At 70.6% G+C, this 13,884-nt stretch carries 12 protein-coding genes; 7 read left to right on the forward strand and 5 right to left on the reverse strand.

Going from position 1 to position 13,884, the window contains the following annotated elements; genetic code table 11:
- The 7 genes from VGZ32_RS01805 to VGZ32_RS01835 all read left to right on the forward strand — a co-directional run.
- On the forward strand, positions 1-291 hold a 291-nt coding region (locus tag VGZ32_RS01805), incomplete at its 5' end, for an arginase family protein (protein ID WP_326883992.1).
- Positions 292-541: 250 nt separating this feature from the next.
- On the forward strand, positions 542-1,867 hold the full coding sequence (locus VGZ32_RS01810; protein ID WP_349263447.1) for an MFS transporter: 1,326 nt from the start codon (positions 542-544) through the stop codon (positions 1,865-1,867).
- 314 nt (positions 1,868-2,181) lie between these two features.
- Entirely contained in the window at positions 2,182-4,470 is a 2,289-nt protein-coding gene (locus tag VGZ32_RS01815) for an MMPL family transporter (RefSeq protein WP_326883994.1), read from the forward strand.
- 392 nt (positions 4,471-4,862) lie between these two features.
- Complete coding sequence (locus VGZ32_RS01820) at positions 4,863-6,398, forward strand: NCS1 family nucleobase:cation symporter-1 (RefSeq protein WP_326883995.1); 1,536 nt, start codon at positions 4,863-4,865, stop codon at positions 6,396-6,398.
- 36 nt (positions 6,399-6,434) lie between these two features.
- Positions 6,435-7,277, forward strand: a complete 843-nt coding sequence (locus tag VGZ32_RS01825) for a nitrilase-related carbon-nitrogen hydrolase (protein ID WP_326883996.1) — start codon at positions 6,435-6,437, stop codon at positions 7,275-7,277.
- Between the two features lie 11 nt (positions 7,278-7,288).
- Entirely contained in the window at positions 7,289-8,692 is a 1,404-nt protein-coding gene (hydA, locus tag VGZ32_RS01830; RefSeq protein WP_326883997.1) for a dihydropyrimidinase, read from the forward strand.
- Between the two features lie 14 nt (positions 8,693-8,706).
- Complete coding sequence (locus tag VGZ32_RS01835) at positions 8,707-9,702, forward strand: TIGR03842 family LLM class F420-dependent oxidoreductase (protein ID WP_326883998.1); 996 nt, start codon at positions 8,707-8,709, stop codon at positions 9,700-9,702.
- Positions 9,703-9,774: 72 nt separating this feature from the next.
- On the opposite strand, the gene VGZ32_RS01840 is transcribed toward VGZ32_RS01835, so the two are convergent.
- The 5 genes from VGZ32_RS01840 to VGZ32_RS01860 form a co-directional block, all read right to left on the reverse strand.
- A complete protein-coding gene (locus VGZ32_RS01840; protein ID WP_326883999.1) occupies positions 9,775-10,338 on the reverse strand; it encodes a YbaK/EbsC family protein in 564 nt (187 codons plus the stop codon).
- 229 nt (positions 10,339-10,567) lie between these two features.
- On the reverse strand, positions 10,568-11,074 hold the full coding sequence (locus VGZ32_RS01845) for a hypothetical protein (RefSeq protein ID WP_326884000.1): 507 nt from the start codon (positions 11,072-11,074) through the stop codon (positions 10,568-10,570).
- A complete protein-coding gene (gene dhaL, locus VGZ32_RS01850; protein WP_326884001.1) occupies positions 11,071-11,913 on the reverse strand; it encodes a dihydroxyacetone kinase subunit DhaL in 843 nt (280 codons plus the stop codon). Before dhaL ends, VGZ32_RS01845 begins: the two co-directional genes overlap by 4 nt.
- Positions 11,914-11,918: 5 nt before the next feature.
- Positions 11,919-12,911, reverse strand: a complete 993-nt coding sequence (gene dhaK, locus VGZ32_RS01855; protein WP_326884002.1) for a dihydroxyacetone kinase subunit DhaK — start codon at positions 12,909-12,911, stop codon at positions 11,919-11,921.
- Between the two features lie 68 nt (positions 12,912-12,979).
- A partial coding sequence (locus VGZ32_RS01860; RefSeq protein ID WP_326884003.1) for a VIT1/CCC1 transporter family protein occupies positions 12,980-13,884 on the reverse strand: 905 nt, incomplete at its 5' end.

The raw sequence follows: 13,884 nt of genomic DNA on the forward strand, positions 1-13,884 counted from the left end.
CGCTCGCGTGTCGGCGACCGGCCGGTGTACGTGAGTATCGACGTCGACGCGCTGGACCCGGCGCACGCTCCGGGCACCGGAACGCCAGAGGCCGGGGGTCTGATGACACGGGAGCTTCAGATGATCCTGCACGGGTTCGCCGGTCTGCGGCTGGTCGGCGCCGACATCGTGGAAGTGTCCCCGCCCTACGACCACGCGGAGATCACGGCGCTCGCGGCGGCGAACCTCGCCTACGACCTGTTGGCCTTATTCGCGCTTGACGCCGAGGCTCCGCGCGACGGAACGCATTAAGGCGTAATAACCGGGAGGCGGTAGGATGCCCTACCGCCTCGCCCCGCCGGCGGGGTTCGTCCCAAGCTCAGGAGCGCAGCCCGTGACGAGCGGCACCCCTGCCGGAGACACCCCGATCGTCGACGGTGCCGACTACAGCGGTACCGATCGCCGCAACGTCGCCCATGGCAATGGCGACCTGGCGGGCCCGTCCGTGGACGGCGCGGCGCAACCCGTCGCGGCACTCGCGGCCGGAGACGAAGCGAGCGGTATACCCGGCGCCCATCCGCCCTCGCTCCGGGTCCGCCGCCTGATCCGCCGCTTCACGATCGACACCCGGCCGCTACGCCACCCCGCCTACCGCCGCCTCTGGTCCTCGTCGTTGGTCACCGCAGTCGGCAGCCAGCTCACCGCCGTCGCCGTGCCGAAGCAGATCTACGACATCACTCACTCCTCCGGCTGGATCGGCATCGCCAGCTTCGCGGGCCTGGCGCCGCTCATCGTGTTCGGGCTCTGGGGCGGCGCGATCGCCGACGCGTTCGACCGCCGCAAACTCATGCTGGCGACCAACTGCGGTGTGGCGCTCACCTCGATCGCCTTCTGGATCCAGGCCGCCATCGGTGTTCGCTCGGTGTGGCTGCTGGCCGGCCTCATGGCGCTCCAGCAGGCGATGTTCGGCCTGAACTCCCCGGCGCGCGGCGCGGCGATCCCGAGGCTCGTGCCCAAACGAGAACTGGCCGCCGCGAACGCGCTCGGCTCGACGACGATGCTGACCGGCGCCCTGTTCGGCCCGCTGCTCGCGGGCGCGCTCATTCCGATCATCGGACTGCCCACGCTCTACCTCATCGACGCGCTGGGCCTGACGGTCACCCTCTGGGCGGTCTTCCGGCTGCCCCCGCTCCCGCCTCTCCGGTCGACCGACCCGGACGCAACCGGCACGGACACGACCGGCCCAGGCACCGCCCCGTCGGCCGCGCCCCCGCGCCGCACGGGTCTGGCCGACGTCATCGACGGCTTCCGTTTCGTCTCCGGCAAACCGCTGCTCGCGCTCTCCTTCGTGGTGGACCTGATCGCGATGGTCCTCGGGATGCCGCGCGCCCTCTTCCCGCAGATCGCCGCCACCACTTTCGCGAGCAACCACTTCGCACTCGGTTTCCTCTACGCGGCGATGCCCGCCGGCGCGCTGATCGGCGGCCTGTTATCCGGCACCTACACCCGGCTGCGCCGCCACGGCCTGATGACGATCGCCGCGGTCGCCACCTGGGGTGTGGCCGTCACGGGCTTCGGCCTGGCCGGATCCCTTCCCGTCGCCTGCGCGTTCATGGCGCTGGGCGGCGCCGCGGACTTCGTGTCGATGGTGTTCCGCAGCGCGATCCTGCAAAGCACCACGCCGGACGACATGCGCGGGCGAATGCAGGGGGTCTTCATCGTGGTCGTGACCGGCGGTCCGCGCCTGGCCGACCTGGTTCACGGCCTCGGCGGGGCGGCCCTCGGCACCCGGACCGCCACGGTCGCCGGCGGCGCCGCAGTCTTCGTTTGCGTGCTCGTCCTTGCCGCGCTCACGCCGTCCTACCTGCGATACAAGGCCGCCGAGTAGAGCACACCAGGCTTCGCTGAGCATCCGTCACCACAGTCGCCCCACGCGTCCAAGCTGTCCCGATTGCGTGACAGATCCACTGCGCCGGGTTTTGGTGATCTGTGTCTTTCCTCACCCTCGATGAGATATCTGTAATAAATCCGTGACTACGGCCGGTTGGGTCGATTCGGGCTGGCATTGTGGTCGCTGTGCACCGCTCGGCGGACATGCCGGGCGGTTCCTCATTTCTCCATACAGCTTCATAAGGATCCATTCATCGCATAACAGCACGTTTCGTTCCTCACGCGCGGCGCTGTTCTACCCAGGGAGACTGAGTGACGGCGCTCGCACGGTGGTGCCATACCCATCGGCTGCTCGTGGTCCTTGTGTGGATCGCGGCCCTGGTCGGGCTCGGCGCCGCGACGATGTCCGCGGGCAGCGCCTACGGCAGCGAGTTCTCCCTTCCGAACACCGACTCGACCAAGGCGGACACGCTCTTCTCGCAGGCTTTCCCGGCGCAGCGGGGCGACGCGGCGACCCTTGTCTGGCGCGTGACGAGCGGCACCGTGCGCGCCCCCGCGGTCGAGGCTCGCATGTCCGCGACCCTCGGCTCTGCCAGTCGGCTGCCTGATGTGACCCAGGTCGCCAGCCCGTACTCCCCCGGCGGCGTCGGCCAGATCAGCGCGGACGGCAAGACCGCCTACGCCACGGTCCAGCTGGCCGACAGCGGCAAGCAGCTCTCCAGCGCCCAGATCCATACCCTGATCGACACCGCGCAGAAGGCCGCAGACCCCGGCCTCCAGGTCGAGCTCGGCGGCGGCGTGATCCAGTCCACCGAGCAGAGCCCCGCCTCGGACAGCGAGATCGTCGGCATCATCGCCGCGGCGATCGTGCTGTTCCTCGCCTTCGGCTCGCTCTTCGCGATGGCGCTGCCGATCCTCACCGGTGCGGCGGGCGTCGGCGGCGGCCTGTTCGCGGTCGGGCTGCTGAGCCACGCGATGAACATCGCCGACTTCGCGCCGACCCTCGGCGCGCTCATCGGCCTCGGCGTCGGGATCGACTACGCCCTGTTCATCGTGACGCGGTTCCGCTGCGCACTGCGCTCCGGAAAGTCGGCGGGCGAGGCAGTCGCCACCGCGGTCAACACTTCGGGACGCGCGGTGCTCTTCGCCGGCGGCACCGTCTGTATCGCGCTGCTCGGCATGTTCGTGCTCGGTCTCGGCTTCCTGGACGGGGTGGCGCTGGCCGCCTCGGTCACCGTCGGGTTCACCGTGCTGGCCGCGCTCACCCTGCTGCCGGCGATGCTCGGCGTCCTCGGGCCGCGGGTGTTCAGCCGGCGCGAGCGGCGGCGGATCGCCGCCGGTGAGCAGCCCGGCACGGAGCCCGGTACAACTGCGCACGGAACCGAGGACAAGTGGGGTCTGTGGCGGCGCTGGGCGCGAGCCGTGGAGCGGCGGCCGCACCTGACGAGCGTGGTCGCGCTCCTGCTGATGGTCATCTTGGCGATACCGACGCTGTCGCTGCGACTCGGCGCCGCGGATGCCGGGAACGATCCGGCGGGCACCACCACGCGCAAGGCATACGACCTGCTGGCTGAAGGCTTCGGCGCCGGGTTCAACGGGCCGCTGATCCTCGTCGCCGAAACGCCTTCGAGTGCTGACAAGGCGGCGGTCGGCCAACTGGCCGCCGCGGTCGCGACAGTCCCGGGCGTGGCCCACGTCTCGCCCGTCCAGCAGTCCGCGGACGGCAAGGTCGAAGCGGTCCAGGTGGTGTCCAGCACGTCACCGGACTCGCCGCAGACCACCGACCTGATCAACCGACTGCGCGCGGAGACGATCCCGAAGGCGGAGGCCGGCACGGGCCTGCGCGTCTACGTCGGCGGATCGACCGCGACCTACGCCGACTTCGCCTCCGTGCTGAGCGGCAAGCTGCCGCTGTTCGTCGGGCTGATCGTCGCGCTCGGCTTCATCCTGCTCGTGATCGCCTTCCGCTGCCTGATCGTGCCGCTCACCGCTGCGCTGATGAACCTGCTGGCCGCGGCCGCGTCGTTCGGGGTCGTCACCGCGTTCTTCGTCTGGGGCTGGGGCTCGGACGCGCTGGGCATGGGGCGGGCGGGGCCGGTCGAGGCGTTCCTGCCGGTGATGATGCTCGCGATCCTGTTCGGCCTGTCGATGGACTATCAGGTGTTCCTGGTCTCTCGCATGCACGAGGAGTGGGTACACCACCGGGACAACGCGCGCGCGGTGAAGATCGGCCAGGTGGAGACCTCGCGAGTGATCACCATCGCCGCGACCATCATGATCAGCGTGTTCTGCACCTTCGCGGTCGGCAGCGAACGGATCATCGGCGAGTTCGGGATCGGACTGGCCACCGCGGTGGCGCTGGACGCCTTCGTGCTGCGCACCGTGCTCGTCCCGGCGGTGATGCACCTGTTTGGCGGATTGAACTGGTGGCTGCCCAGGTGGCTGGACCGGCTCCTGCCGCACCTGCACGTCGAGCCGCCGCAAGCCGCCCTGCCCGACGCCGACGTTCCCGGCACGGACGTGCCCGCCGTCAAGCCCGCAGGCGGGCCGATCGTCATCCCGGCACAGCGCACCGCCGGGCGGAGCGTCACAGCTTACTGATGCGACGAGCGGGCTCGGTGCGGCCGGACCGAGCCCGAGACCCGCACACCACCTGCGGCACCAGGCCGAAACGACCGTGTGTGACACAGGTCACACCGCTGCGCTGCCGGCGCCGCCCTCGCGCGGCGCTTGGACTTATCACCAAGTTCTCCGGCGCGTAACGTCGCTGAGCGTAGGTCGCCGACAAAACCTGACGTGACCGGCTGTACGAAGCTACGAGAACTCGACGCGTCGTCACGCCGCGGCTACGCTCGGTACCGATCGCCGGTCGCGGCGGTCGGCAAGATTTCACGTGCGCGCTCGTGTGCTGATCGTCGGGCAGGGGCATCATTCTGCTTTCCGCTCCCACGATCACTGTGCAGGCCCCTCCGTCCAGGAACCGGAGCAGCGCCATGGCCTCCCCCGCCCTCGAGGGCCCGGTCGAGCTCGCCGACCCCGCGGCGCTCGCCGACAGCCCCTACGCCAACGCCGAACTCCTGCCCGTCCCGATCGCGAAGCGCACCTGGTCGCTCTACAACTACACCGCGCTGTGGATCGGCATGTCGCACAACCTGGTCACCTACACGCTCGCGGCCAGCCTCATCACCGTCGGGATGAGCCCGGCGCAGGCGCTGGTCACCATCGCCCTCGGCAACCTGGTCGTGCTGGTGCCGATGCTGCTCAACAGCCACGCCGGGACCAAGTACGGCATCCCGTTCCCGGTGTTCGCCCGCGCCTTCTACGGCGTGCGCGGCGCCAACTTCGCCGCCCTGCTGCGCGCGATCGTGGCCTGCGGCTGGTTCGGCATCCAGACCTGGATCGGCGGCGAGGGCATCAACGTCATCGCCGGAAAGCTGTTCGGCTCCTGGTGGACCGGCGCCTCCGTGGTCGGCGGGCAGCAGTGGACGCTGTGGCTGGCCTTCGCGATCTTCTGGATCATCCAGATGGCGGTCATCTGGCGGGGCATGGACGCCGTGCGGCGGTTCGAGAACTGGGCCGCGCCGTTCGTGCTCGTGGTCTTCCTCGCCGTGCTCGGCTGGGTGATCCACCGGGCGCACGGGGTCGGCGCGCTGCTGTCCCAGCCCTCCGCGCTCGGCTGGGGCAACCACTTCCTGCCGGTGTTCTGGCCGTCGCTGATGGCGATGATCGCGTTCTGGGCGACGCTGTCGTTGAACATGCCGGACTTCACCCGGTTCTCCCGCTCGCAGCGCGGCCAGGCCCTCGGCCAGGCGCTCGGCCTGCCGACCACGATGGCGTTCTTCTCCCTCATCGCGGTGATGATCACCTCCGGGACGGCGATCATCTACGGCAAGGCGATCTGGGACCCGACGCAGCTGGCCGCGAAGTTCTCCAACCCGTTCGTGGTCACTCTGGGGATCGTCACCCTCTTGGTCGCCACCGTCTCGGTGAACGTCGCCGCGAACGTGGTCAGCCCGTCCTACGACTTCTCCAACCTCGCCCCGCGGCTGATCTCGCGGCGGGTCGGCGGCCTGATCGCCGGCGTGATCGGGGTCGTCATCATGCCGTGGAGGCTGCTGAGCAACCCGCACGTGTACATCTACGACTGGCTGAATTTCTACGGCGGCGTGCTGGGCGCGGTCGCCGGGGTCCTGATCGCCGGGTACTGGATCCTCAAGCGCACCCGCCTGGACCTGGCCGACCTCTACCGCAAGGGCGGCGCGTACTGGTACGCCGGAGGATGGAGCTGGCAGGCGGTCGTGGCGACCGTGGTCGGCGCCGTGCTCGCGGTCGGCGGGGCGAGTACGCCGGCCGGCACCGCGGGCCCCTTCCCGGCCGCCGGGCTGATCCCGTTCCTCAAGCCCCTTTACTCCTACAGCTGGGCGGTCGGCTTCGGCACCGGTCTGGTGCTGTACCTGCTGCTGGCCGCGCCGGGCCGGGCCGCCGCTTCCACTCCGGCCGAGCCCGTGGCGGTCGCCGCCGGGGAGTAGCGGACCACAGAACCACGAAACGAGGGTGAGGCAGTGATGTCACAGATCGTGCGCGCCGCCCTGGTCCAGCAGAAGTGGACCGGCGAGAAGAAGACGATGATCGAGAACGCGGTCGGGCACGTCGAAGTAGCCGCGGCGCAGGGGGCCCAGGTCGTCTGCCTCCAGGAACTGTTCTACGGCCCCTACTTCTGCCAGGTGCAGGAGCCCGAGTACTTCGGGTACACCGAGGCGATCCCGGACGGCCCGACCACCAACCTGATGCGCGACGTGGCGCGCGACAACGGCGTGGTCCTGATCGCGCCGATGTACGAGCAGGAACAGCCGGGCGTGTACTACAACACGGCGGCGGTCATCGACGCGGACGGCACGTACCTCGGCAAGCACCGCAAGAATCACATTCCGCAGGTGCGCGGCTTCTGGGAGAAGTTCTACTTCCGGCCCGGCAACCTCGGCTACCCGGTGTTCGACACCGCGGTCGGCCGCATCGGGGTGTACATCTGCTATGAGCGGCACTTCCCCGAGGGCTGGCGGGCGCTGGGCCTGGCCGGCGCGCGCATCGTGTTCAACCCGTCCGCGACCAGCAGGGGTCTGTCGGAGTACCTGTGGCGGCTCGAGCAGCCAGCCGCCGCGGTCGCCAACGAGTACTTCGTCGGCGCGATCAACCGGGTCGGGATCGAACCGCTCGGCGACGACGACTTCTACGGCCAGTCCTACTTCGTCGACCCACGCGGCCAAACGGTCGGCGAGGCCGCGTCCGACTCCGCCGACGAGGTCGTGGTGCGCGACCTGGACATGGGCCTGCTGCAGGAAGTGCGCGACCTGTGGGCCTTCTACCGAGACCGGCGCCCAGACACCTACGGCCCGCTGACCGAGGCGTGAGGGCGCCGACGATGACGACACTCATCCACGGCGGCACGGTCCTGTCCGCCACCGGTTCGTACCCCGCGGACATCCTGGTCGAGGGCGAAACGGTCGCCGCCATCGCGGCACCCGACGGCGCGCTCGCCGCCGCGTGGCGGGATTTGGCGGACACCAAGATCGACGCCACCGGGAAGTACGTGCTGCCCGGCGGCATCGACGTGCACACGCACATGGAGTTGCCGTTCGGCGGCACCTTCGCCTCCGACACCTTCGAGACCGGGACGCGCGCCGCGGCGTGGGGCGGCACCACCTCGATCGTCGACTTCGCGGTGCAGAGCAAGGGCGGCTCGCTGCTGGCCGGGATCGAGGCCTGGCACGCGAAGGCCGACGGCAACTGCGCGATCGACTACGGCTTCCACGCGATCGTCTCGGACGTCAACGACAAGACGCTGGCCGAGATGGACTCGGCCGTGGACGCCGGGGTCACCAGCTTCAAGATGTTCATGGCGTACCCAGGGGTGTTCTACTCCACCGACGGCGACATCTTCCTGGCCATGCAGCGGGCCAAGGAGAACGGCGCGGTCATCATGATGCACGCGGAGAACGGCATCGCGATCGACCGCCTCGTCGCCCAGGCGCTCGCCGAAGGCCACGGCGATCCGGTCTACCACGGCCTGACGCGACCGCCGGAGCTCGAGGGCGAGGCCACCTCGCGGGCGATCCAGCTGGCCAAGGTCACCGGCGCACCGCTGTACATCGTGCACCTGACGGCCTCTCAGGCCCTCGACGCAGTCGCCGAGGCGCGCAACACCGGGCAGAACGTGTTCGCCGAGACCTGCCCGCAGTACCTCTACCTCGCCCTCGACGATCTCGCCAAGCCCGGCTTCGAGGGCGCGAAGTACGTCGCCTCCCCGCCGCTGCGCCCGCGCGAGCACGCCGACGCGCTGTGGAAGGGCCTGCGCACCAACGACCTCGCCGTGGTCTCCACGGACCACTGCCCCTTCTGCTTCAAGGACCAGAAGGAGCTCGGCCGCGGCGACTTCTCCAAGATCCCCAATGGGATCCCGGGCGTCGAGCACCGCATGGACCTGGTGTTCCAGGGCGTGGCCGCGGGGCATATCACGCTCGAACGCTGGGTCGAGCTGACGTCTACGTCCCCGGCGCGCATGTTCGGCCTCTACGGACGCAAGGGGGTCATCGCCCCCGGCGCCGACGCCGACATCGTCGTCTACGACCCGAACGCCCGCCAGACCATCAGCGTCGAGACCCACCACATGAACGTCGACTACTCGGCGTATGAGGGAATGGAGCTGACCGGGAAGGTGGACACCGTGCTGTCGCGCGGGGCGGTCCTCATCCGCGACGGCGCCTTCCACGGCCAGCCGGGGCACGGGAAGTTCCTGGCCCGCGGACTGTCGCAGTACCTCAACTGACCGGGAGGCGCAGCATGGATTTCGGCGTCGTCATGCAGACCGACCCGCCGGCGGCCAAGCTCATCGACACGATGCGGCAGGCCGAGCAGCTGGGCTTCGGGTATGGCTGGACTTTCGACTCGACGGTGCTGTGGCAGGAACCGTTCGTGATCTATTCGCGGATCCTGGCGGCCACCGAGCGGATGACCGTCGGACCCCTGGTCACCAATCCCGGCACCCGCGACTGGTCGGTCCTCGCGTCGCTGTTCGCGACCCTCAACGACATGTACGGCAACCGGACGATCTGCGCGATCGGCCGGGGCGATTCCGCGCTGCGCGTCGTGGGCCGCAAACCGGAGACGCTGGCGTCGGTGGCCGCGTGCATGCGCGCGGTCAAGGACCTGGCCGAGGGCCGCGAGACGGTGCTGAACGGCATCCCGGTCAAGATCCCGTGGGTGACGGACGGCAAACTTCCGGTGTGGATGGCCGCCTATGGGCCCAAGGCACTGAAGGTGGTCGGCGAGCAGGCCGACGGGTTCGTCCTGCAGTGTGCGGATCCGGACATCGCGCGATGGACGATCGGCTCGGTCAAGGAGGCGGCGAAGGCGGCCGGGCGCGATCCGGACCAGATCACCGTCTGTGTCTCGGCGCCCGCGTACGTGGCCGAAGACCTCGACCACGCCCGCGAGCAGACCCGCTGGTTCGGCGGGATGGTCGGGAACCACGTCGCTGACCTGGTCGCCCGCTACGGCGCCGACGGGCCGGTCCCGAGGGCGCTGACCGACTACATCAAGGGCCGGGAGGGCTACGACTACTCGCATCACGGCAGAGCAGGCAACCCCTCGACCGAGTTCGTCCCCGATGACATCGTGGACCGCTTCTGCGTGCTCGGCTCCGCACAGGCGCACCGCGAACGCCTCGCCGAGCTCGCGGAGATCGGAGTCGATCAGTTCGCGCTCTATCTGATGCATGATCAGAGCGAGCAGACGCTGTGGGCCTACGGGCAGGACGTCATCCCGGTACTGCGCTGACGCACAGGCAGCTGTCGTGTGCGGCGCCCGCGGGTGTCGCACACAACAGCTCCGCCGCGCATATAAGGCAGATCAGCCCGCAGATCCACCGTTGACGGGATTGCCGAGCCCGTCGAGCACCTCGGCGTGCGGGAACAGGGCGAGGGCGGAGCCGGGCAGCCACAGCTTCGAGCCGCGGATCCCCGAGCCGATGATGACCTCGGGCGTGGCGGCGACGGCGGCGTCGACCAGGATCGGCCAGTCGGCGGGCAGCCCCAGCGGTGTGATGCCGCCGTACTCCATCCCGGTGAGCGCAACGGCGTCGTCCATCGGGGCGAAGGAGATCTTGCGCGCGCCCAGGTGGCGGCGGGCCAGACCGTTGATATCGGCGCGGGTGGTCGCGAGCACCATGCACGCCGCGTAAGTGGTCGTGCCCGCCCGCTTCGCCGCGACGACGACGCAGTTGGCCGACTGCGAGAGCTCAACCCCGTACTCGGCGCAGAACGCGGCGGTGTCCGCGAGCGCGGGGTCGATCGCACCGACCCGGATGCTGTCGAGTGGCAGCGTCCCGGACAGTTCCGCCAGCGCCTTGGCAGTAGGCACGGCAAGCAGGTCGGGGCGGTCGGCGGCCGGTTGGAGGACGACGTTGGTAGGCACGGGCCCAGCATGCCACGCGGCCGGTCAGCGGGAGGTCGATGCGCATCGCCGCGAGGCGGCGGGCTCGGCTCCGCGGCGCGCCTGAACGACGCCGACGCGCGGCGCGACGGCGGGCTCAGCTTCGTGGGGCGCCCGAACGAGGCCGTGCGCGGCACGGCCGCGGGCCCGACTCCGTGGGGCCCGAACGACGACGACGCGCGGCGCGGCGGCACGGCCGCGGGCTCGGCTCCTAGAGCTTGCGAAAGCCCCGGGCCTCCTCCGCCGACGCGAGAACGGCTGCCAGGTCGCCGCCTGCCGCAGCCGTGACGACTGCGGAGACGGCCCCCTCGACCAGTGGCGCGTCGGCGATCACCGCCCGCGCCGAGCCGACGCTCGCCGCATCCCGCGCGGCAGCGCCGGAATCGTCCGCACGCTCTGGCGCACCGTTCAGCTCGGCGGCGTCCTCGAGCAGGGCCCTGACCGTGAGGACGGCGCTGCCGAGGTCGGCGAGCAGGAGCACGCCCGCACCGGCGTCGGCGTCCCGGATGGCGCTGCCGATCTTCTCGATGCTGGTGCCGAGGCTGCCATCGTCGGTCCCGCCCGCCGCGGCGATGGGCACCAGGTCGCCGCCCAGTTGGCGCGCCAGTTCGGCGACGCCTTCGGCCAGCCGCTCGCTGTGCGAGACCAGGACGATGCCGACGTGGGGTTCGGGCTGAGGCGCGGATTGCGCGTCGTCGGCGTCGGTGTCGGCGGTCACGCGACGTGGTCCGTCGAGTCGCTGCCAGTGTCGTCGCCGCTGGTGTCGTCGCCGTCGTCGTGTTCGCCGCCGTCGCCACTCCGGGTGTCGCCGCCGGCGTCGGCGCCGCTATGGCCACCCTCGATGGCGACAGCCGTGTCACGCAGGGCGGCGAGGATCAGCGCGGTCGACGCGGCTCCCGGGTCCTTGTGTCCGACGCTGCGCGGGCCCAAGTAGCTGGCCCGGCCCTTGTGCGCCTGCATCGGGATGGTGGCCTCCGCTCCCGCTTCGGCCGCGGCGGCGGCCGCCGTCAGGGCATCGCGCGGCGAAGCGCCTGCCAGCACGGCCTTGTCGAGGGTTTCGACCGCGGGCGCGAGCGCGTCGACCATCGTCTTGTCGCCGTCGTGGGCGGCGCCGAGCTTGCGCACGGCCGCGAGCGCCGCGCCGAGTGCTCCGGCGAGCCCGGCCAGGTCCACATCGGGTGCGTCGTTGAGTGCCTGGCCCGCGCGGCGGAACGCGGTGCCGTACAACGGCCCGGACGCTCCCCCGACCTTTGAGATCAGGGTCGTGCCGGTCAGCACCAGCACCGTCGCAGGGGTGCGCGGCGAGGAGACGTCGAAGGTGCGCATCACGGCGGCGAAACCCCGCGACAGGTTGGCGCCGTGGTCGCCGTCGCCGATCGCCGAGTCCAGCGCGGTCAGGTGTTCGCGTTCCGCTTCGACGGCGTCGGCGACACGGGTGATCCAGGCGCGGAAGAATGCAGTGTCGAACAAAACGGTGTCAGACGAAGCGGTGTCAGACGAAGCGTCGTCGAACGAAACAGAGTCGAAGCGGGCGTCGGGGCCGTCGGGCGGGTTCATCGGCGTCACCGGCCCCACCGCAGGGCGGGCGTTTCCACCGGCGCGTCCCAGAGTTCGGCGAGGCGATCGGTCAGGCGGCAGACGGTCAGCGAGAAGCCCTGCATCTCGAGGCTGGTGATGTAGTTGCCGATCAGGCTGCGGGTGATCCGTGCTCCGCGGGCCTGGAGCTGCTTGCTGACCTCGTTGAAGACGATGTAGAGCTCGATCAGCGGCGTCCCGCCCATGCCGTTGGCCATCACGAGCAGGTCGCCGGTCAGGTCCAGGTCTTCGGCGATGGCGTCGATCGCCGCAGTGACGAGCTCTGACGCGGGGGCCATCTCTCCGCGGCGGCGTCCGGGTTCGCCGTGGATGCCGATGCCGAGTTCGACCTCGGATTCGGTCAGGGTGAAGCCGGGCTTCCCGGCGGCGGGGGTGACGCACGGGGTCAGCGCCACGCCGAACGACCGGCTGCGCTCGTTGACCTCCCGGGCGACCGCCGCCACGGACGCGAGGGCCGCGCCCTGCTCGGCGAGGGCGCCAGCGATCTTCTCGGCGAACACGGTCGCCCCGGTCCCGCGCCGCCCGGCGGTGTAGAGCGAGTCCTCGACCGCGACGTCGTCGTTGATCAGGACCGACTCGACCGCGATGCCCTCGTCACCGGCCAGCTCTGCCGCCATCTGGAAGTTGAGCACATCGCCGGTGTAGTTCTTCACCAGGAACAGCACCCCCGCGCCGCCGTTCACCGCGCGGGCAGCCGCGAGCATCTGGTCAGGCACCGGGGAGGTGAAGATCTCGCCCGGGCAGGCCGCGTCGAGCATGCCGTGGCCGACGAAACCGCCGTGCAGCGGCTCGTGCCCGGACCCGCCGCCCGAGACCAGGCCCACCTTTCCGGGCCGGGGCGCGCCTGCCCGGCGCACAAGGCGGTTCTCGGGGTCGACGGCGAGCGAGGGGTGCGCGGCGGCCAGGCCCGCGAGCGCGTCGCCGACGACCGTGTCGGGCGCGTTGATCAGCTTTTTCACGTGTCTGATTATGCCCGGAGGGCGCACGGCGCCACACGGCCGCACCGGGCTCCGGTCGGCGACCGGGGTCAGGACACGTGGGTGCCGATGATCCGTCCGACGACGAACGTCACGCCCGCGGCCAGCCCGCCGACGATCACCTGGCGCAGCCCGGAGCGCAGCGGCGAGCGGCCGTTGAGCATCCCGATCCCGGCGCCGACCCCGAACAGCGCGACACCGAAAAGGCAGATCGCCCAGACGAGCGCGCCCGTGCCGCCGCCGATGAGGTAGGGCAGCACCACGACGAAGGCACCGCCGGCGAACGTCAGCAGACTCGAGACCGCAGCCGTCCAGGGCGAGCCGAGGGCGTCCGGGTCGAGGCCAAGCTCCTCGCGGGACAGCGTGTCGAGGGCAATCCGGCGGTCCGCCATGATGCTGTCGGCCACGCCCTCGGCCTTCTCCCGGCTCAGACCTTTGGCACGGTAGAGCAGCACGAGCTCGGCGCGCTCCTCCTCCGGGTTCTCGTCCAGCTCCCGCGCCTCCAGCGAGATCTCGCGCTCGTACATCTCCCGCTGGCTCGACATCGACACGTACTCCCCCGCCGCCATCGAGAACGAGCCGGCCAGCAGCCCCGCCACCCCGGCCAGCACGATCGCGGTGCGCGAGGAGCCCGATCCGGCAAAGCCCATCACCAGTGAAGTGTTCGAGACCAGGCCGTCGCTGACCCCGAACACGCCGGCGCGCAGCGCGCCGGAGCGGTCGCCGTGGTGCCAGCCCTCGCGGTGCGCGATCTTGTCCTGAGGGCTTGGCTTGCCGCCCTCGATGAGCGTGGCCAGGGTCCGCGCGTGCCCGCGCTCGTCCGCGGCCATGCCGGGCGCGGCGTCCGGGTCGGCGTCGTAGACCCCGGCGTCGGCGCGCTCGGCCCGCTCGACCATCGGCAGCACGGTGCGCGCGGAGAACCGGTGCGCCGCGAAGCCGAGCAGCCGGGTGCGCA

The sequence above is a fragment of the Actinocrinis sp. genome (assembly GCF_035938995.1).
GTDB lineage: Bacteria > Actinomycetota > Actinomycetes > Streptomycetales > Catenulisporaceae > DASZGI01.